Annotated in this window: 17 protein-coding genes and 1 riboswitch; of the genes, 13 read left to right on the top strand and 4 right to left on the bottom strand. The window is 63.0% G+C overall.

Annotation, left to right across the window (positions count from 1 at the left end):
* Positions 1 to 40: 40 nt before the first annotated feature.
* Positions 41 to 2,053, bottom strand: a complete 2,013-nt coding sequence (locus AC56QQ_RS17050) for an acetyl-CoA carboxylase biotin carboxylase subunit (protein ID WP_497128806.1) — start codon at positions 2,051 to 2,053, stop codon at positions 41 to 43.
* A gap of 198 nt (positions 2,054 to 2,251) precedes the next feature.
* Between AC56QQ_RS17050 and AC56QQ_RS17045 the strand changes: the two genes are divergently transcribed.
* The 7 genes from AC56QQ_RS17045 (at position 2,252) to AC56QQ_RS17015 (ending at position 7,837) form a co-directional block, all read left to right on the top strand.
* Positions 2,252 to 3,379, top strand: coding sequence for an S-(hydroxymethyl)glutathione dehydrogenase/class III alcohol dehydrogenase (locus AC56QQ_RS17045; RefSeq protein ID WP_497128804.1), 1,128 nt, complete (start codon positions 2,252 to 2,254; stop codon positions 3,377 to 3,379).
* A gap of 67 nt (positions 3,380 to 3,446) precedes the next feature.
* Positions 3,447 to 4,016 carry an S-(hydroxymethyl)glutathione synthase gene (gfa, locus tag AC56QQ_RS17040; RefSeq protein WP_489861754.1) on the top strand — a complete coding sequence of 190 codons (570 nt, stop codon included), beginning with the start codon at positions 3,447 to 3,449 and terminating at the stop codon, positions 4,014 to 4,016.
* Between the two features lie 135 nt (positions 4,017 to 4,151).
* Complete coding sequence (locus AC56QQ_RS17035) at positions 4,152 to 4,913, top strand: hypothetical protein (protein ID WP_497128801.1); 762 nt, start codon at positions 4,152 to 4,154, stop codon at positions 4,911 to 4,913.
* Positions 4,910 to 5,380: a YaiI/YqxD family protein gene (locus AC56QQ_RS17030; RefSeq protein WP_256750448.1), complete on the top strand. Its 471-nt coding sequence runs from the start codon at positions 4,910 to 4,912 to the stop codon at positions 5,378 to 5,380. Before AC56QQ_RS17035 ends, AC56QQ_RS17030 begins: the two co-directional genes overlap by 4 nt.
* A 3-nt stretch (positions 5,381 to 5,383) precedes the next feature.
* Positions 5,384 to 6,064, top strand: coding sequence for a DUF1345 domain-containing protein (locus AC56QQ_RS17025; RefSeq protein WP_489861756.1), 681 nt, complete (start codon positions 5,384 to 5,386; stop codon positions 6,062 to 6,064).
* 98 nt (positions 6,065 to 6,162) lie between these two features.
* Entirely contained in the window at positions 6,163 to 7,044 is an 882-nt protein-coding gene (locus AC56QQ_RS17020) for a cytochrome b/b6 domain-containing protein (RefSeq protein ID WP_489861757.1), read from the top strand.
* A gap of 1 nt (position 7,045) precedes the next feature.
* Positions 7,046 to 7,837 carry a molybdopterin-binding protein gene (locus AC56QQ_RS17015; RefSeq protein WP_497128799.1) on the top strand — a complete coding sequence of 264 codons (792 nt, stop codon included), beginning with the start codon at positions 7,046 to 7,048 and terminating at the stop codon, positions 7,835 to 7,837.
* Between the two features lie 83 nt (positions 7,838 to 7,920).
* Here AC56QQ_RS17015 and AC56QQ_RS17010 read toward each other — a convergent pair whose 3' ends face one another.
* Positions 7,921 to 8,349: a hypothetical protein gene (locus AC56QQ_RS17010; RefSeq protein ID WP_489861759.1), complete on the bottom strand. Its 429-nt coding sequence runs from the start codon at positions 8,347 to 8,349 to the stop codon at positions 7,921 to 7,923.
* 250 nt (positions 8,350 to 8,599) lie between these two features.
* Between AC56QQ_RS17010 and AC56QQ_RS17005 the strand changes: the two genes are divergently transcribed.
* Positions 8,600 to 9,748 carry a helix-turn-helix transcriptional regulator gene (locus tag AC56QQ_RS17005; RefSeq protein WP_497128797.1) on the top strand — a complete coding sequence of 383 codons (1,149 nt, stop codon included), beginning with the start codon at positions 8,600 to 8,602 and terminating at the stop codon, positions 9,746 to 9,748.
* 32 nt (positions 9,749 to 9,780) lie between these two features.
* Here AC56QQ_RS17005 and AC56QQ_RS17000 read toward each other — a convergent pair whose 3' ends face one another.
* Positions 9,781 to 10,575, bottom strand: coding sequence for a maleate cis-trans isomerase family protein (locus AC56QQ_RS17000; protein WP_497128795.1), 795 nt, complete (start codon positions 10,573 to 10,575; stop codon positions 9,781 to 9,783).
* A gap of 220 nt (positions 10,576 to 10,795) precedes the next feature.
* Between AC56QQ_RS17000 and AC56QQ_RS16995 the strand changes: the two genes are divergently transcribed.
* Both AC56QQ_RS16995 and AC56QQ_RS16990 read left to right on the top strand, forming a co-directional pair.
* Positions 10,796 to 12,076, top strand: a complete 1,281-nt coding sequence (locus AC56QQ_RS16995; RefSeq protein ID WP_497128793.1) for a D-amino acid dehydrogenase — start codon at positions 10,796 to 10,798, stop codon at positions 12,074 to 12,076.
* Between the two features lie 8 nt (positions 12,077 to 12,084).
* Positions 12,085 to 12,813, top strand: coding sequence for a GntR family transcriptional regulator (locus AC56QQ_RS16990; protein WP_497128791.1), 729 nt, complete (start codon positions 12,085 to 12,087; stop codon positions 12,811 to 12,813).
* A gap of 57 nt (positions 12,814 to 12,870) precedes the next feature.
* Here the strand turns inward: AC56QQ_RS16990 and AC56QQ_RS16985 are convergent, their stop codons facing one another.
* Positions 12,871 to 13,872, bottom strand: a complete 1,002-nt coding sequence (locus AC56QQ_RS16985) for a hypothetical protein (RefSeq protein WP_489861764.1) — start codon at positions 13,870 to 13,872, stop codon at positions 12,871 to 12,873.
* Positions 13,873 to 14,151: 279 nt separating this feature from the next.
* A riboswitch (glycine riboswitch) is annotated at positions 14,152 to 14,238 on the top strand.
* 149 nt (positions 14,239 to 14,387) lie between these two features.
* On the opposite strand from AC56QQ_RS16985, the gene gcvT reads away from it, so the two are divergent.
* The 3 genes from gcvT to gcvP are packed head-to-tail and all read left to right on the top strand — an operon-like array spanning position 14,388 to position 18,691.
* Positions 14,388 to 15,488: a glycine cleavage system aminomethyltransferase GcvT gene (gene gcvT / locus AC56QQ_RS16980; RefSeq protein WP_497128789.1), complete on the top strand. Its 1,101-nt coding sequence runs from the start codon at positions 14,388 to 14,390 to the stop codon at positions 15,486 to 15,488.
* A gap of 5 nt (positions 15,489 to 15,493) precedes the next feature.
* Entirely contained in the window at positions 15,494 to 15,862 is a 369-nt protein-coding gene (gene gcvH, locus AC56QQ_RS16975) for a glycine cleavage system protein GcvH (RefSeq protein WP_256750460.1), read from the top strand.
* 18 nt (positions 15,863 to 15,880) lie between these two features.
* Complete coding sequence (gcvP, locus tag AC56QQ_RS16970; RefSeq protein ID WP_497128786.1) at positions 15,881 to 18,691, top strand: aminomethyl-transferring glycine dehydrogenase; 2,811 nt, start codon at positions 15,881 to 15,883, stop codon at positions 18,689 to 18,691.
* Position 18,692 lies beyond the last annotated feature (1 nt).

Genomic DNA, 18,692 nt, shown 5'->3' with positions numbered 1-18,692 from the left:
CCTCTGACCACAGGCTTGCCACGCCCTGCCCGGTTCAATCTCAGGCGAATTCCATGATCACCGCGTCGACAGCCAGACTGTCGCCCGGCTTGGCGTTGAGTTTCGAGACGACAAGGTCGCGTTCGGCGCGCAACACGTTTTCCATCTTCATCGCCTCGACCACGGCCAGCGTCTCGCCGGCCTTGACCTCCTGGCCCTCGGCAACCGCAATCGACACGACGAGGCCGGGCATCGGGCACAGCAGCAGGTTCGACGTGTCCGGCGCCACTTTTTCCGGCATCAGCCTTTCAAGTTCGGCGATGCGCGGCAGCATGGCGCGCGCGGTCACTGACATGCCCTTCCAGGCGATGCGAAAACCATTGGCAACCGGCCTGATCTGAGCGGCGACCTTGCGCTGGCCGACCGTGCCGCGCCAGATCAGGTCTCCCGGCCGCCAGTCGGATGAAACGGTCAGCACCTTGCCACCCTCGATCGACAGATCGATCTCCATCGGAATGGAAATCATGCCTTCGAGGATGGACGCCGACAAATAGCCCTCACCGATCTTCACCACCCAGTCGCGTTTGAGCACGCCCGAATGTGGCGCAAGGCGCCCGCCCAGCCGGTCGAGTCGATCACGGCGCAGCAGTTCCACCGCTGTGGCGATCGACGCCAGAACGGCCTTTTCCTCGCTGTTGGGTACAATCGGCGCAAAGCCGTCGGGATATTCCTCGGCGATGAAGGCCGTCGATATCCGCCCTTCCCGCCAGCGCGGATGCTGCATCAGCGCCGCCAGAAACGGGATGTTGTGCTCGATGCCGTCGACGATGAAGCTGTCGAGCGCCTCCGACATGGCGTCGATGGCCTCAATGCGCGTCGGCGCCCAAGTGCACAGCTTGGCGAGCATCGGATCATAGAACATCGAGATCTCCGAGCCTTCGGTGACCCCGGTGTCGTTGCGGATGACGATATCGCCGAATTGTCCTTCTTCCGGAGGACGGTAGCGCGTCAGCCGGCCGATCGATGGCAGGAAATTGCGGTACGGGTCCTCGGCGTAGAGTCGGCTTTCCACCGCCCAGCCGTTCAGCTTCACATCACTCTGCTTCAAGGCAAGCTTTTCACCGGCGGCCACGCGGATCATCTGCTCGACCAGATCGATGCCGGTGACCAGCTCCGTCACAGGGTGCTCGACCTGCAATCGTGTATTCATTTCAAGGAAATAGAAGTTCTTGTCCTTGTCGACGATGAACTCGACCGTGCCGGCGCTCTGATAGTCGACCGCCTTGGCCAGCGCCACCGACTGCTCGCCCATGGCCTTGCGTGTCTTGGCGTCGAGGAACGGCGACGGCGCCTCCTCGACCACCTTCTGGTTGCGGCGCTGGATCGAGCATTCGCGCTCGCCAAGGTAGAGCGCATTGCCATGCGCGTCGGCCAGCACCTGGATCTCGATGTGACGCGGATCGACGACGAACTTCTCGATGAAGACGCGGTCATCGCCGAACGAGCTCTTGGCTTCCGAGCGTGCCCGGTCGAAACCGTCGCGCACTTCCGACTGGTTCCAGGCGATGCGCATGCCCTTGCCGCCGCCGCCGGCCGAGGCCTTGATCATCACGGGATAGCCGATCTCGCCGGCGATCTTCTCGGCATGGTCGGCATTTTCGATGACACCGAGCCAGCCCGGCACCGTCGAAACCTTCGCTGCATTGGCGAACTTCTTTGATTCGATCTTGTCGCCCATCGCCTTGATGGCCTTGGGTTTCGGGCCGATGAAGACGATGCCTTCCGCTTCCAGTGCCTCACAGAAGGCAGCCCGTTCCGACAGGAAGCCATAGCCCGGATGCACGGCCTGCGCGCCCGTCGCCTTGCAGGCGGCAATGATGTTTTCAGGCAGCAAATAACTCTGCGCGGCGGGCGAAGGTCCGATATGAACCGCCTCGTCGGCCATCTCGACATGCACGGCGTCGCGATCGGCATCGGAATAGACGGCGACGGTGGCGATGCCCATCTTGCGCGCCGTCTTGATGACGCGGCAGGCAATCTCGCCACGATTGGCAATCAGGATCTTGGTGAACATGCGGATAGCATCCCTAGGTCGGCCGTTCCTTTTATGGCCTGTGCTTGCAGGGTCAAGCCGACCATGCAAATCACTGCCTTTCAATCGATTTGCGATTCCAATTCGCCGCTGTGGCCCAGTTTCGGCACCAGCTTCCAGTTGATCGCGTCGCCAAAACCTGAAAGCTTGAGCGTAAAATCGCCTTGGGAGGATTGTCTGATGAAAACCCGCGCCGCTGTCGCTGTCGCCGCCGGAAAGCCGCTGGAGATCATGGAGGTCGACCTCGACGGTCCGCGCGAGGGCGAAGTGCTGGTCGAGATCAAGGCGACCGGCATCTGCCACACCGACGAGTTCACGCTGTCCGGCGCCGACCCGGAAGGCCTGTTTCCCGCGATCCTGGGCCATGAGGGTGCCGGCGTGGTGGTCGATGTCGGCAAGGGTGTCACCTCGGTCAAGAAGGGCGACCACGTCATCCCGCTCTATACGCCCGAATGCCGGCAGTGCCCCTCCTGCCTGTCCAGAAAGACCAATCTGTGCACCGCCATCCGCGCCACGCAGGGCCAGGGCCTGATGCCGGACGGTTCGTCGCGCTTCTCGATCGGCAAGGACAAGATTTTCCACTATATGGGCTGCTCGACCTTCTCCAACTTTACCGTGCTGCCGGAAATCGCGCTAGCCAAGGTCAACCCGGACGCGCCCTTCGACAAGATCTGCTACATCGGCTGCGGCGTCACCACCGGCATCGGTGCTGTCATCAACACGGCGAAGGTCGAGATCGGCGCGACGGCCGTGGTCTTTGGCCTCGGCGGCATCGGCCTCAACGTCATTCAGGGGCTCCGCCTTGCCGGAGCCGACATGATCATCGGCGTCGACCTCAACAACGACAAGAAGGCCTGGGGCGAGAAATTCGGCATGACGCATTTCGTCAATCCGAAGGAAATCGATGGCGATATCGTGCCCCACCTCGTCAACATGACCAAGCGCGGCGCCGACCAGATCGGCGGCGCCGACTACACCTTCGACTGCACCGGCAACACCAAGGTGATGCGCCAGGCGCTGGAATCGTCACATCGCGGCTGGGGCAAGTCGGTCGTCATCGGCGTTGCCGGTGCTGGCCAGGAAATCTCTACGCGGCCGTTCCAGCTGGTCACCGGCCGCACCTGGATGGGCACCGCCTTTGGCGGCGCGCGCGGCCGCACAGACGTGCCGAAGATCGTCGACTGGTACATGGACGGCAAGATCCAGATCGACCCGATGATCACCCACACGCTGAAGCTCGAGGACATCAACAAGGGCTTCGACCTCATGCATGAGGGCAAATCGATCCGGAGCGTGGTGATTTACTGAGGAAGACCACAAGCCGCCGACCAACCGGCCTGCGACCTCTGTGGTTCAAAACTGGGAGGAGAAAAGAATGGCGGAGAAACTGCATCCGAAAATCGACAATGGCCTGCCCAAGGAAAGCGCCAGCTTCGCCGGCGGCACGCTGGTCTGTGCTTGCACTAGCAAGCCGGTAAAGGTGAAGGTCAAGGGACAGATCGCCCACAATCATGCCTGCGGCTGCACCAAGTGCTGGAAGCCCGAAGGCGCGATCTTCTCGGTCGTCGCCGTGGCGGGCACGGGCGACGTCACGGTCACCGAGAACGGCGACAAGCTGAAAGTGGTCGATCCCGCGGCGCTGATCCAGCGTCATGCTTGCACCGGCTGCGGCGTCCACATGCACGGGCCGGTCGAGCGCGACCATGCGTTCAAGGGCCTGTCCTTCATCCACCCCGAACGCTTCGTGGAGGACGGCTGGTCGCCGCCGGGCTTTGCCGCTTTCGTGTCCTCGATCATCGAATCCGGTGTCGACCCGAAGCGGATGGACGGCATCCGTGCACAGCTGAGGACAATCGGGCTCGAACCCTACGACTGCCTCAATCCCGGTCTGATGGACTACATCGCCACATGGACGGCGAAGAAGTCCGGCGTCTTGCCGGCGTGAAACGGGCGGGCGGGTGGTTGCACCCGCCCCCTTGGTCTTTTCCAACTTCGCCGAAGGGTCCAAAGCCGAACGGACCGACAAGACAAGATGTGATATGAATTCCCCAGACATGCTTTAAAGCAGTTGGGGGAGACGATGCTGCCGATCCTCTTTGCCGCCGGCGTTTTGATCGTAGGAACAGGCCTCGCGTACAGCATCAAGCGATTTTCGTTTGGCGACAGCACGACGCTGATCGCGCTGATGATCATTCCGCTGCTTGCTTATGGGATCGGCTCGGGAAAAATCAGCGAATTGGCGGGACCCGGCGGCTGGGGCGCGAAATTCAAGCAAGAAGCGGAAAAGACAATCGTCCCGGTGGGACACATTAAAGTCTCCGGCGATCTTTACGGCAAAGGCGGGCTGGACGACCTTAAGCGCATCGTTGGCAACCTTGGTCTCGGTCAACCGATAGCCGTGTCGCTGCAGTTGGGCAGAGGCGACTACTACAAGGCAGATATCATAGCGAAATACATCTCGGTTCTCGTTCACTACGACCCCAACCTGCTGATTATAATAGCTGATTCCGGAGGGGCCTACATCGCGTCGGCCAGGGCTGATGTGATCCTCTCGCAACTGACAGACAAGGACGACTACGAACAGTCACCTGTGCCACTGTTCAATGCAAAACCATTCATCGATGCCATACACGGGACCGACCCAGCGCCGGTTCGCTCGCTCTACGGCTTCTCTGATCAGTCAATTCCCGAAACGGCCAACAACGTGGCCGCCTTGCAAAGGATGCAAGAACTGAACACGCCAAGGTTGGTTGCGGTGACTTCCGATCGCAAGCCAAAAGGGCTAGTGGATCGTGACCCGATTGTAACGCAGCTGCTTCTTGGACTTGTGCCCGCCCAGTGACTTCCAGCCCCCAAATCCTCGTCGATGCCGACGCCTGCCCGGTCAAAGCCGAGGTCGAGAAGGTCGCCGAGCGCCATGGCGTTGTGGTAACCTACGTCTCCAATGGCGGCTTGCGGCCATCGCGCGATCCGATGATCCGCAATGTCGTCGTCTCCAAGGGAGCCGACGCCGCCGACGACTGGATCGTCGACAATGCGCGCGCCAATGACATCGTGGTGACGGCCGACATTCCACTTGCGGCGCGCGCGGTGGCGCTCGGCGCACATGTGCTCGGACCCACCGGGCGCCCCTTCACCCCGGAAACGATCGGCATGGCAGTGGCGATGCGCGACCTCAAGCAGCATCTGCGCGAGACCGGCGAAAGCAAGGGCTACAATGCCAGCTTCGCGCCGCAGGATCGCTCGCGGTTCCTTGGCGAACTCGACCGCATCTTGCGGCGGGCGCTCAAATCCGCCACACCGGGCTGAGCCATGACGATCGATACGCCGATCAAGACGCCAGTGCACCGGCACATGCAGTTCGCGATGTCTGCCTGCGTCGGCATACCGGCATTCGTGATCGCGCTCATCTCGGGCGTGCCGCTAGCCTACTCGATTTTGATCGGCGCCAATATATTCTTCGCCGCCTTTGTCGTGTTGGTCATTGCCCAGATGCCGCTGCTCACCGGCCGCTATCTGAGCAAGAATGCGCGTGAGATCGACCTGCCGGTTCTCGGCATCTTTGCCGTCACGCTTGGTGTTGTCGCCGTTGCCACGGTCCTGCTGTTCCAGCTGATCAATCACAAGGGCCGCGACCCCATCGAACTCAGCTTTGCGCTGTTGTCGATCCCGCTCGGCTGGTTCACCATCCATGCCATGGCGGCGCTCCACTATGCCCATGTCTACTGGATGGACGGCGATGCGATCGATGCCGAAACCAAGAAGAAGATCCCGGTCGGCGGCCTCGATTTTCCTGGCGGCAAGCGGCCTGAGGGTTGGGATTTCCTTTATTTCGCGACGGTCATCGGCATGACCGCGCAGACCGCCGACACCGCCATAACGACCTCGCATATGCGCCGTGTCGTCCTTGTCCATTCGATCCTGTCGTTCTTCTTCAACACGGTCATCGTCGCTGCCGTCGTCAACCTCGCCGTCAGCCTCGGCAACTCGTAATAAATCCGTGATCGGATGAAACATCGGTTTGGATCGCTACGTATCAGGAGGACAATGAACGCGCAGGCCACGCCGCGAGGCCGGGAGACGAGACAAACATGGAATCCGTTGCCAGAAGCCAATCCACCGCGGGACCGGGCGCTCCCGCTTCGAGCGACAAAACGCTGATCTACCGGCAATCGCGCTGGACGCGGCTGACGCATTGGCTCTGGGCCATCTCGCTGTTCTTCATGCTGCTTTCCGGCCTGCAGATCTTCAACGCCCGCCCGCAGCTCTACATCGGCAAGCAGTCGGGCTTCGAGTACAACAATACCGTCTTCGCCATCGGCGCCGAGAATACCGACGCCGGGCCGCGCGGCTACACCGAGGTCTTTGGCAAGCGCTTCGACACCACCGGGGTGCTCGGCTGGTCGGGTCCGGCGGGCAACGAGACGGCGCGCGGCTTTCCGTCCTGGGCGACAATCCCGTCCTACTACGATCTCGGCACCGCGCGTGTCGTGCATTTCTTCTTTGCCTGGATACTGACCACGACCTTGCTCGTCTGGCTGGTCGCCAGTCTGATCAACGGCCATCTGCGCCGCGACCTCGCCCCGCGCCTTGATGATCTCAAGCGATTGCCGCGGGACATCGTCGACCATGCGAAGCTCAGGTTCCACCACACGCGCGAATACAACACGCTGCAGAAGATGGCCTATGGCGGTGTGCTGTTCGTGCTGTTGCCGCTGATGATCATCACCGGTCTGGCCATGTCGCCAAGCATGAATTCGGTGCTGCCGTTCCTCAACGATCTGCTCGGTGGCAGACAAACCGCACGCACCATCCATTTCACCGTCATGGTGCTGCTGGTCGCCTTCTTCGTCATCCACATGCTGATGATCCTCGCCGCCGGCCCGATCAACGAACTGCGCTCCATCATCACCGGCTGGTACCGCACCGACCCTCCGGTACATGAGGACGAAACCGAGCAGAGGAGTGCGTGACATGGCGAAATTTCAGATCAGCCGCCGAAAGTTCCTGACCGCGGCCAGCCTCGGCGCTTCAGGCATGATGCTGTCGGGATGCGACGCCTTCGACAGCCAGCTAAGCATCGGCGGCGGCCTGCGCGGTTTCCTCGAAAACGCCAATGACCTGACATACCGCGCGCAACGCCTGCTCGCCGGCCGCGACGCGCTGGCGCCGGAATTCACCGAGGCCGACATCCGTCAGCCGCAGCGGCCGAACGGCGTCACGGCACCGGACGACGATGTCTACAAGGGTCTGCTCGCCAACAACTTCGCCGACTGGAGGCTTGAGGTTTCCGGCCTTGTCGAAAAGCCGCTGTCGCTTAGCCGTGAGCAATTGATGAACATGCCGAGCCGCACCCAGATCACCCGCCACGACTGCGTCGAAGGCTGGAGCTGCATCGCCAAATGGACCGGCACACCGCTGTCTCTGGTGCTGGACCAGGCGGTGGTCAAGCCACAGGCGCGCTACGTCATGTTCCATTGCCTCGATACGATCGATCGCAGCCTGTCCGGCGACATCAAATATTACGGCACCATCGACCTGATCGATGCTCGCCACCCGCAGACGATCCTCGCCTATGGCCTGAATGGCAAGCCGCTGCCGGTCGAGAACGGCGCGCCGTTGCGTGCCCGTGTCGAACGCCAGCTCGGCTACAAGATGCCGAAATATCTCTACAAGATCGAACTGGTCGATGGCTTCGCCAATGTCGGCGGTGGTCGCGGTGGCTATTGGGAAGACAATGGCTACGACTGGTATGGCGGGATTTGACCCACCGACAAAAGGATGATCGGCCCGCGGAGGCCACGGGCCGATCAGTTACGCTTGGCTTTGCATGAGCCCCCCGGCCCCGCTCAATAGCCGGCGTAAATCCACTGACAATTGTTGTAGGAATCGCAGCTGTAGTACCAGTAGCCATCGCTGCGCGCCGTTTCACCGCTGGACGTGGCCTTGCTGGCAACGGCATCGGCCTTCTTGGCATCGGCGCCCATTTCCTTGGCCATCTTGGCCATCTTGCCTGTGTCCATGAGGACCGGCTTGCCGTCCTTCATCTTGGCGCCCTGCTCAGCCACCGGCCCGGCCTCGGCCAGCATTCTGGCGGCGACAAGCATTGCTTCGCCGTCCTTGTCGGCCTTGGCGATATTGGCTAGCGCCACGGCGGTTTCGACCTTCGTGCGCGCATCGGCCTGTTGTTCCGGCGTCATCCCGCCGGCGAAGGCCAGCGTTGTCGAGCCAAGGCCGGCAGCAAATGCAAGAGCCAGCACTTTACGCAATATGGTCATGTGTTGTTCTCCCTGAGTGGACGTCCCTCCGGGTAGAAGAGCAGTTTCACGACTGGAGAACCCTACCCAAACGGGTAGGCGGCGAGGTCCTTTTCATTCAGCGCTGATCCTGGCTTCCACCAAGGCACCGTTTGACAACCTGCCTCCAGTTGGGGACGATGCGGCCGGGGTAACTCAGACAGAACTTCTTTTCGGGCATGCTGCGTGCTCCGATTATGGGGTGCGCCGCTGCCGGAAACCGGGGGCGGGCTTGACCTTGGTGCAGAAGCGCGAGACGCAGTTTCTCGACGCGCTCTATCTTGGGGTGCGCGACAGGGCGGAATTTGACGCCTCGCTTGACCTCCTCGGCGGCCTGTTCGACGTCGCCACGGCCATATTGCTGGATTTCGATGCGGCGCGGCCGGAGGTGTCGGCGCAGGCTTCCGTCGGCCTTTTCAAAGGTGAGGTGCTGGATCGCTATCAGCGCGATTTCACCGCACTGGACCCGGCACCAAGGGCGTTCATGGCCTTGCCTGCCGGCACCGCCATGCCCACTTATCGGCTGCTTCCGGAAGAGACCCGAAAACCCGGCATTTTCTTCAACGAGTTCTTCCGGCCCCTGGGGCTGGAAGAATGCCTTGGCGGGACGCTCGCGTCGACAAAGGGCCGTTTCGCCATGGTCGGCCTGCAGCGGCCGCGTGACCGCAAGCCCTTCGACGACGACGATATCGCCAGGCTCGAAGCGCTCATGCCCCACCTTGCACGGGCATTGCAGCTTCGCCGCAGTTTTCTAGAACTCGAAGGCGCGGCAGGCGCCATGTCCGAAATGTGCGACCGGCTCGCCGCTGGTGTCGTGGCGCTCGACGAGTACGGGCGCAGCCTGTTCGTCAACGCCGCGGCTCGCCGGATCGCCGATGCCGGTGACGGTCTGTCGATTGGCCGTGGCGGCCGGCTTTTAGCCTTGAGCCGAGCCGCCAACAACAAGCTCGCGGAACTCGAAAACGATGTCCGCTCAGGCGGCGCCGGCGGCGTCGTGCGAGCTGCCCGGGCTGCCGGTAGACCACCTTATGGCGTCATGGTTGCCCCGTTCTTCCTCGATCATGGCGTCGGCACCACAAATTCGAGGCCGCGCGGCGTCATGTTCATAATCCACGACCCGCTGCTCAAGGCGCGGTCGGACGCACAGACGATCGCAGCACTTTTCGGCCTGCCAAGAGGCACGGCGCAACTCGTCGCGGCCATCGCCGCCAACGAAGACCTGCAAACCTATGCCGATCGCGCCGGCATCTCGATGAACACGGTTCGCTATCATCTCAAGGCTGCCTACAGCCGAACCGGCGTGCGCCGGCAATCGGAGCTGGTGAGGTTGGTTACCGCCGCCATGCGGGATCTTTCCGACCACAGCGACAGCAGCGCCTAGCCCCTCCCTTGGTACCACCAGCACGACCGTCCCTAAAGCGGGCGGCGAAACAGTTCGCCCTTTCCGGCGATCTGTTCGGCGACGCCGCCGAGCCGCAGCATGTGCCAGGCAAGTGCATGGTTGCTCGAGGTGACCGGTTTCTTCAGCTCCGTCTCGACCTCCTCGATGATCCGGGCAACACGCATGCTGGTGCACGAAACGAACACCGCTTCGCATTCGCTGGACGCGCCGATCTCGAGAATGGCCTGCTTGACCGATGCCGGCGTGATGCGTGCCACGACATTGTCGTCCGCTTCGTTGAAAGAGCCCATGACCGGGATCTCCATGCCCCGCGCCATCAGCGATGCGCGCAGCGAATGATTGATTTTTGCAAGGTAGGGCGTCAGCAGCGCGATCCGCGAGACGCCCAGGGCCTTCAGCGCGGCGCGCGCCGCCGTCACCGGGTTGGTCACCTGTACGCCGGGCAGCACCTCGTGCACCCGCGCGGCGACCTTGTCCTCGCCGATGACAAGCGCTCCCGACGTGCAGGCAAAGCCGATCACATCGAATTTGACGTCGGGCAAAAGGCCGACCGTGCCGGGGATCACCGCCGACATCTTCATCAGGTTCTCCGGCGTGATCTCGACATCGCTGTAAAGCCGGGCCTCGTAGAGCGCGACGTCGCGCGCGGGCAGTGCGTAGCGGAATTCGTCCTCGATGGTCTGATCGGTTCGCAGGACCAGCAGACCGAGATTGGCGCGGGTGCCGATACCGTCATCCGTCTTGAATGGAATGTGTTCCTTGTCGAGGACGAGAGTGTCTTCGGCGCGTGTAACCGGGGTGTCCAAATGCAGTCCCCTTTCCAGATGCCAATCCGAATTGTCGACAATAGAAAACGGCGACAATGTCGAAGGTGTCAAGAGGCACCCGAGGCTTGAAGGGTGAAAAAACGTGGGAATTTCGGTCTGAACGAACCACTTCCCGGTCGCCAATGCGTGCGCCGTTGACAACGATCGACGTCTTCCTATTGAATTGTCGACAGTGAAACGACAGCCATTCGGGGCGGCGATGCACGTAGTGATCTTGGGCGGGGGCGTTGTCGGGATAACCACCGCCTATCAGCTGCAAAAGGATGGCCACGCGGTCACCGTTCTCGAGCAGGCGCCGCAGGTGGCCGAGGGGGCGAGCTGGGCCAATGCCGGCATGATCGCGCCCGGCCATTCCTTCGTCTGGTCATCGCCTGCCGCGCCAAAAATCCTTTTGAAATCGCTGTTCCTGAAAGACCAGGCGCTTCGCTTCAGACTCTCCGCCGACCCGCATCTCTACACCTGGTCGCTGCGCTTCCTCATGCAATGCACGGCCGCCAAGGCGCGCCGCAACACCCTCCTCAAGCATCGCCTGGCGGTTCATTCCCAATCGGTCCTTCAGGCGGTCGTCAGGGATGAAGGCCTGGAATATGACAGGACGTCGGCCGGCATCCTTTACTTCCATCGCAGCCGTCAGGCGCTCGACAAGGGCGTCGCCAACATGCGCCTGCTGGAAGCCGACGGCCAAGAGATCCGCATTGTCGACGCGCAGCAAATCGTTGACCGCGAGCCGGCACTTGCTTCGTCGCGCGACAGCATTGCCGGTGGTATTTTGTGTCCAACCGACGAAACCGGCGACGCCGCCAAGTTCACGCGCGCCCTGGCGGCCATCATCGAGTCGCGAGGTGGCAAGATCCTGACGGGAACCAGGATCCTCGGCATCGAACGCAGCAATGGTGCGATCACCCGGGTGACCACCGACAAGGGTGAGGTTTTGGCCGACGGCTACGTCCTGTGTCTGGGCGCGGAGAGCCCGATCCTCGCACGCAAGATCGGCCTTGGCCTGCCGATCTATCCGATCAAGGGATATTCGCTGACCATTCCCATCGTCGACCAGGCCCTGGCCCCAAAGCTTCCCGTTATCGACGAGCACAATCTCGTTGCCATCACGCCGATGGGCGATCGCATCCGCGTTACCGCCACCGCGGAATTCGCCGGCTATGATCGCAGCCACAAGCCTTCGGATTTCGCCTTCATGAAACGCGTCGCGCAGGAGCTGTTCCCGCGCGGCATCGACTATGATCGCGCCGAGATGCGGGCGTGCCTCAGACCGATGACGCCCGACAATCTGCCGGTCCTCGGCCAGCGGGGCATCAGGAACCTTTGGCTGAACACCGGCCATGGTCATATCGGGTGGACCATGGCGCATGGATCGGCCCGCATCGTCGCCGATCTGATCGCCGGGCGCGCCGCGCCAATCGCCCTCGACGGCATACTCCCCGCACAAGTGCGGTTCGACGCGCCGAGCGCCGCAAAGGCTTGACCGACGCCATGCTCCGATCCAACAGGCAAAGCAGCCAGGACCACAGCGCAGCGCTGACATCCAAGCCGATCAAGACCGGGCCGCGGGTCTATGCGGAGATCCGCCGGATGGCGATGGACTATCGCTTCAAGCCGAACGAACGCATCAACGAAGTGGAGCTTGCCGCCAGGCTGAATGTCAGCCGCAGCCCGATCCGCGAGGCCCTGCAGCGGCTTGTCACGGAGGGGCTCATCACCTTCCAGACCAATCGCGGCTTCTTTTGTCGCGGCTTCGATGTCGAGGAGGTCGTCAATCTTTCCGACGTGCGCATCGTGCTCGAGGAGCGTTCCGTCAGGCTGGCAATCCAGCGTGCCACGGATGAGGACCTCGCCGCGCTCGTCGACTGGTGGGCAAACACCATGGCGCGCGCGGACGCGTTTTCCAGCGCCGAACTGACAGCCAGGGACGAAGAATTCCATATCCGCATCGCCAGACTGTCAGGCAATTCCGAACTGGCGCGCATGCTCGAAGGCATCAACACGCGCATCCATTTCGTGCGCAAGATCGAAGTGGAAAAGCACCGGCGGCTGTCGACGACTTACACCGAACACCGCGACATCGCCCGCGCCATGGTCGCCCGCGATGCCGACAGCGCCGCCAGGCTCATGCATGACCACATCAGCATCAGTGTCGCCGACGCCATGTCGAGCGTCAGGGAAGGCCTGGCCCGGATCTACATCGACGTCGACCCGATCTGATCAGGCAACCCAAGACTGGCCAGGCAACCCAAGACTGGTCAGGCGACCCAATATTTGTCAGGCGACCTTGTCGAGCAGCGGCTTCAGCGCCGGATGAATCTCCGGCGTGGCGTGCTTGATCAGCGTCAGCAGTGCGCGTTCGTTCTCGTACAAGGGCCTGTCGACGCCGATATGCTCGATCAGCCATCCGGCTTCGCCGGCATCGATCGTCTCGGCACGACGGGCCAATGCCTCGGCCGCCCTGTTCTTGGCCTCCCATTCGGCCTCGATGTCGTCCGGGGACCGGTAGGCCTCCATGAGGCCGGCAAATCCACCCGACATCATGCGGCTGAAGAAGCTGCCGATTTGCGGATCGGCCTGTTCCAGGAAGGATTCTTGGCGCAGCGCCACATCGCGTGTCGGTGCTTCATAGCCGGCCGAGCACATGACAAAATTGGCGATCGCCTTGACGAACAGGTCGTTCCAGGACGGATCGTTGTTGGCCTGGGCGGTCTGTTCGTTGATCCTGAACAGCACCTCGGCCTCGGCGCGGGTGATGGCAATGTTGCCGTCGCCGCCATGGGCATGGAGGATGCGGCGCAGCAGCTCGACCTCCGCCTTGGCGATCAGTCCGGGAACCAACGTACCACCGAGCATCAGCGGCCCCTTGCCATCGATGACCGCGTGGGCGACCTGCTCCAGCGCATAGACGCAAAGCCGGCCCGGCGACGACCGCGCTTTTTCCAGCACGTGCACCAGCAATTCGAGTTCGGTCCGGCTGTCGACCATGCCGTCACGCGAGATCGTGCGGATCAGCCAGTCGGCATTGTCCTGCGAGATGTAGCCGGAAGGCTTTTCCTGGTGAACGATGTAGTCGGTAACCGCCTCGACGAAGAACGGCGGCCATTCCGGGCATTTCTCCCGCGCCGTGGCGTCGAGAGCGAACAGCGCCTCGGCCTCGCCGCGCGTAACCACGCCGTCGCCGAACACTTCGTGGCGCAACATGGCCACGTCTTCAGCGGCGATGCGGCTTTTCGAGGTCAGCCCCGCCACCGGCGCGCTCATGATCAATTCGCCCATTTGTCGTCCCCAGCTACCAGCAGAAACCGGCCCAAAGCGTCATTTTTGCCGGTATATCAGGAGTGTCTTGAAAAACCGGCAAACGGCGTGGTTAGCGAAGACTTGCCGGCCAATGCATGTCGCCCAAGAATGTGCAGCGGTTTCGGAGAACGACACGCGCAAAAATCAAAGAGCTAAGTGAATCCGTTTCAGCTCGATGCGCTTTAGATGTCGCTGGGAGGTGACAAGGTGTCGCCGACGGGCTATGGATGGCGCGTCGAGGGCTCAGGTTTTGAGTCCTACCTGTTTGCGGGAGAGAGCAGCGAGAGCTGTCGCCGAAGGGGAAATCGCCCGAAATCTCTCAGGCAAAAGAACCGTAGACGGGAAAGACACTCTGGAAAGTCGGGGCTTGCCCCCGCGCCGAAGGTGTAAGCGCCGCTGACAGAGTTCCGGCTGCGCGAGTCTCTCAGGCTTCAGACAGAGGGGCACGGACTGGTCGCCATCAGCGGCCGATTGCGTGCGACTCTGGAGACGACATGACGGGCGACGACACCAAACACCTTCCCCTCGAAGATATCCATGTGGCCGCCGGTGCGCGCTTTGGCGCCTTTGCCGGCTGGTCGATGCCCCTGACCTATCCGGCCGGCGTCATGAAGGAGCATCTTCACACCCGCGAACATGCCGGCCTGTTCGACATCTCGCATATGAGGCTGTTCGAGGTCAGCGGGCCGGGAGCGGCTTCGCTCCTCAACCGCGCCTGCCCGCTGGATGCCGGCGCGCTGGAAATCTCCCAGTCCAAACTGACATTTTTCCTCAATGAAGCAGGCGGCATTCTCGACGATCTGATCGTGACCAGGCTCGGCGACGAGCGCTTCATGGTGGTTGCCAATGCCGGCAATGCCGTCGCGGACGAAGGGCATCTGCGTGAGCTTGCCAAGGGTTTCGACGCCAGGGTCGAGCCCCTCGACCGCGTCTTCCTGGCCATCCAGGGACCGGAAGCCTGGGCAGCCCTTTCCCGTGCCGGCATCGAGACCGGGTCGCTGCTGTTCATGCACGGTGTCGAACCACGAAAGAACTGGTTTATGAGCCGGTCAGGCTATACCGGCGAGGACGGTTTCGAGATCGGCCTGCCGGAGGCCGATGCGCGCGGCCTTGTCGCGAAACTCCTTGCAGATGAGCGGGTGCTGTGGATCGGCCTTGCCGCTCGCGACAGCCTGCGGCTGGAAGCCGGACTCTGCCTGCATGGCCAGGACATCACGCCGGAGACCGACCCGGTCGCTGCCGCGCTGATGTGGGCGATCCCGAAGGAGATCCGCGCTTCCGGCGCTTTCATCGGCGCCGACGCCCTGCGTGCCAGCGTGGAACGAGGACCCGCGCAAAAGCGCGTCGGGCTGAAGCCGGACGGCGGCCAGCCGGTGCGCGCCGGTGCTGCGCTCTTCGATGGCGACGGCAAGCCCGCCGGCCATGTCACCTCAGGCGGCTTCGGCCCGTCGGCCGGCCATCCGGTCGCCATGGGTTATGTCGCGGCACCACTGGCAAAGCCCGGAACACGGCTTTTCGCCGACGTGCGCGGCACGAAAATCCCTGTCGATATCAGCTCCCTGCCCTTCACTCCGCATCGCTACCGCAAAGGATAATCTTCATGGCAACGACCTATTTCACCGAAGATCACGAGTGGCTCCGCGTCGAGGGCGGCGTCGCCACCGTCGGCATCACCGACTACGCGCAGGAACAGCTCGGCGACCTCGTCTTCGTCGAACTTCCGGAAACGGGAAGGAAGCTGTCCAAGGGCGACACCGCCGTCGTGGTCGAATCCGTCAAGGCGGCCTCCGACGTCTACGCGCCGGTCGATGGCGAAATCACCGAGGCCAATGGCAAGCTGTCTTCGGATCCGTCACTGGTCAACTCGGCGGCGACTGGTGCCGGCTGGCTGTGGAAGATGAAGCTTGCCGACGAAAGCCAGCTCGCGGGCCTCATGGATGAGGCCGCCTACAAAGCCCATATCGGCTGATATCAGGACTTGGACAAGATGACCGCAGCACCCTACCCCTTCTCGGCCCGCCACATCGGCCCGGGCCTCAATGATACCAGAGCGATGCTCGCCGCCATCGGCGTTCCCTCGGTCGAGACGCTGATCAGCCAGTCCGTGCCGAAGTCGATCCGGCTCGACCGGCCGCTTGCCTTGCCCGCACCGGCGAGCGAGGCGGAAGCGCTGGCCGAGCTTTCGGCGACGATGGCCAGGAATACGGTGCTGAAGAGCTTCATCGGCGCCGGCTATCACGGCGTCCACGTCCCGCCGGTCATCCAGCGCAACCTGTTCGAGAACCCGGCCTGGTACACGGCCTACACGCCCTACCAGGCCGAGATCAGCCAGGGTCGGCTCGAAATGCTGTTCAACTTCCAGACGCTGGTGGCCGAGCTGACCGGCCTGCCGGTGGCGTCGGCCTCGCTGCTTGATGAAGCCACAGCGGTCGCGGAAGCCGTCGGCATCGCGTTGCGCCACCATCGCGACAAGCGCACCAAGATAGCGCTTGCCGGCACGCCGCATCCGCAGACTCTGGACGTGGTGCGCACCCGCGCCGAGCCGCTCGGTATCGAGATCGACGGCGAGACGATCGACGACAACACCGCCGCCCTGCTCGTCTCCTGGCCGGACACGTTTGGCGTCTATGGCGATCACAAGGCCGCGATCGAAAAGGCCCGTGCGACCGGCGCGCTGGTCGTGTTCATCGCCGACCCACTCGGCCTGACGCTGACCGACGCCCCAGCAAAACTCGGCGCTGACATTGCTGTCGGCCCGATGCAGCGCTTTGGCGTGCCGATGGGCTTTGGCGGCCCGCACGCTGCCTATTGCGCCGTTTCCGACAAGCTGACGCGACTGATGCCCGGCCGCCTGGTCGGCCAATCCACCGACAGCAAGGGCCGTCCCGGCTATCGGCTTGCCCTGCAGACGCGCGAGCAGCATATCCGCCGCGACAAGGCGACCTCCAACATCTGCACCGCGCAGGCCCTGCTCGCCAACATGGCGACCGCTTACGCCATCTGGCACGGCCCCGCCGGCCTGCAGGCGATTGCCGGCCGCATCCATGCGCTCGCCAACCGTCTGGCAAGCGGCCTCGAGGCAGCAGGCGTGTCGGTGATCGGCGCCAGCCGTTTCGACACGGTGACGGTGGAAGCGAAGGGCAAGGCCGCGCAGATCGCGACGGCCGCCGAAGAGACCGGCCGGCTGCTGCGCGTCATCGACGCCGACCATCTCGGCATCAGCTTCGATGAAACCTCGACCGATGCCGATCTCGACGCGATCGCGGCGTTGTTCGGCGCCAAGGCTGGTCCCTCGGCCGGCAGCACGGTGCCCGGCAAACCGCGCGGCAAGGAGTTCCTGACCCAGCCTGTCTTCCATGAAAACAAATCGGAAACCGACATGATGCGCTTCCTGCGCCGGCTCGCCGACAAGGACCTGGCGCTCGACCGCGCCATGATCCCGCTGGGATCCTGCACCATGAAACTCAACGCCGCCGCCGAGATGATGCCGGTGAGTTGGCCGAGCATTGCCAACCTGCATCCCTTCGCGCCGGCCGCGCATTCGGCCGGCTATCGCGCCATGATCGGCGAGTTGGAGGGCTGGCTGTCGGAGATCACCGGCTTCGACGCCGTCACCTTGCAACCCAATGCCGGCAGCCAGGGCGAATATGCCGGCCTGCTCGCCATCCGCGGCTACCACCGCTCGCGCGGCGACAATCACCGCACCGTCTGCCTGATCCCGTCCTCGGCGCATGGCACCAACCCGGCAAGTGCCGCCATGGCCGGCATGAGCGTCGTCGTCGTGCGCTGCACCGACGACGGCAACATCGACATAGGCGACATGAAGGCCAAGGCGGCCGAACATGCGCACAATCTCGCCGCGCTGATGTTCACCTATCCTTCGACGCATGGCGTGTTCGAGGAAGGCGCGCGCGACCTCTGCGCGCTGATCCATGAGCATGGCGGGCAGGTCTATTTCGACGGCGCCAACCTCAACGCCCTCGTCGGCCTGGCGCGCCCCGGCGACATCGGCGCCGATGTCTGCCACATGAACCTGCACAAGACCTTCTGCATCCCGCATGGCGGCGGCGGTCCCGGCATCGGCCCGATCGGCGTCAAGGCGCATCTGAAGCCCTATCTGCCCGGCCATGTCACCGAAGGCTCGGCCCATGCCGTGTCGGCGGCTCCGTTCGGCAGCGCCTCGATCCTGCCGATCACCTGGATGTACATCCGCATGATGGGTGCGTCTGGCCTCAAGCAGGCGACTGAAACGGCGATTCTTTCCGCCAACTATGTGGCAACGCGGCTCGGCGCGCATTTCCCCGTGCTCTACAAGGGCAGGCAGGGACGCGTCGCGCATGAGTGCATTCTCGACACCCGCGTGCTCAAAGACAGTGCCGGCATCAGCGTCGACGACGTGGCCAAGCGCCTGATCGACTATGGTTTCCATGCGCCGACCATGTCTTTCCCCGTCGCCGGCACGCTGATGGTGGAGCCGACCGAGTCCGAGCCGAAGCGGGAGCTCGATCGCTTCTGCGAGGCAATGATCGCCATATCAGGCGAAGCGGCGGAGGTGGCCAGGGGCGAATGGCCTTTGGCCGACAACCCGCTGGTCAACGCACCGCACACCGCCGCCGAGGCGCTGGCCGGTCAGTGGACCCACCCCTATTCGCGCCTGGAAGCGGCCTATCCCGCCGGCGATGCCGACACCGCCGCAAAATACTGGCCGCCGGTGTCGCGCATCGACAATGTCGCCGGTGACCGCAACCTGGTCTGCTCCTGCCCGCCGCTGTCGGACTATCTGGGAGCCGCGGAGTAAG

This window comes from Mesorhizobium sp. RCAM 05099 (assembly GCF_059683685.1).
This window is presented reverse-complemented; position numbering and strand designations above follow the sequence as displayed.

What these genes read in the sequence shown, in the direction of transcription:
- gfa (WP_489861754.1), top strand. Translation starts at nt 3,447, where the DNA reads ATGGCGGAGAAACTGCATCCGAAAATCGACAATGGCCTGCCCAAGGAA.
- AC56QQ_RS17045 (WP_497128804.1), top strand. Translation starts at nt 2,252, where the DNA reads ATGAAAACCCGCGCCGCTGTCGCTGTCGCCGCCGGAAAGCCGCTGGAG.
- AC56QQ_RS16985 (WP_489861764.1), bottom strand. Translation starts at nt 13,872, where the DNA reads ATGGGCGAATTGATCATGAGCGCGCCGGTGGCGGGGCTGACCTCGAAA.
- AC56QQ_RS16995 (WP_497128793.1), top strand. Translation starts at nt 10,796, where the DNA reads ATGCACGTAGTGATCTTGGGCGGGGGCGTTGTCGGGATAACCACCGCC.
- gcvH (WP_256750460.1), top strand. Translation starts at nt 15,494, where the DNA reads ATGGCAACGACCTATTTCACCGAAGATCACGAGTGGCTCCGCGTCGAG.
- gcvP (WP_497128786.1), top strand. Translation starts at nt 15,881, where the DNA reads ATGACCGCAGCACCCTACCCCTTCTCGGCCCGCCACATCGGCCCGGGC.
- gcvT (WP_497128789.1), top strand. Translation starts at nt 14,388, where the DNA reads ATGACGGGCGACGACACCAAACACCTTCCCCTCGAAGATATCCATGTG.
- AC56QQ_RS17015 (WP_497128799.1), top strand. Translation starts at nt 7,046, where the DNA reads ATGGCGAAATTTCAGATCAGCCGCCGAAAGTTCCTGACCGCGGCCAGC.
- AC56QQ_RS16990 (WP_497128791.1), top strand. Translation starts at nt 12,085, where the DNA reads ATGCTCCGATCCAACAGGCAAAGCAGCCAGGACCACAGCGCAGCGCTG.
- AC56QQ_RS17020 (WP_489861757.1), top strand. Translation starts at nt 6,163, where the DNA reads ATGGAATCCGTTGCCAGAAGCCAATCCACCGCGGGACCGGGCGCTCCC.
- AC56QQ_RS17010 (WP_489861759.1), bottom strand. Translation starts at nt 8,349, where the DNA reads ATGACCATATTGCGTAAAGTGCTGGCTCTTGCATTTGCTGCCGGCCTT.
- AC56QQ_RS17025 (WP_489861756.1), top strand. Translation starts at nt 5,384, where the DNA reads ATGACGATCGATACGCCGATCAAGACGCCAGTGCACCGGCACATGCAG.
- AC56QQ_RS17050 (WP_497128806.1), bottom strand. Translation starts at nt 2,053, where the DNA reads ATGTTCACCAAGATCCTGATTGCCAATCGTGGCGAGATTGCCTGCCGC.
- AC56QQ_RS17035 (WP_497128801.1), top strand. Translation starts at nt 4,152, where the DNA reads ATGCTGCCGATCCTCTTTGCCGCCGGCGTTTTGATCGTAGGAACAGGC.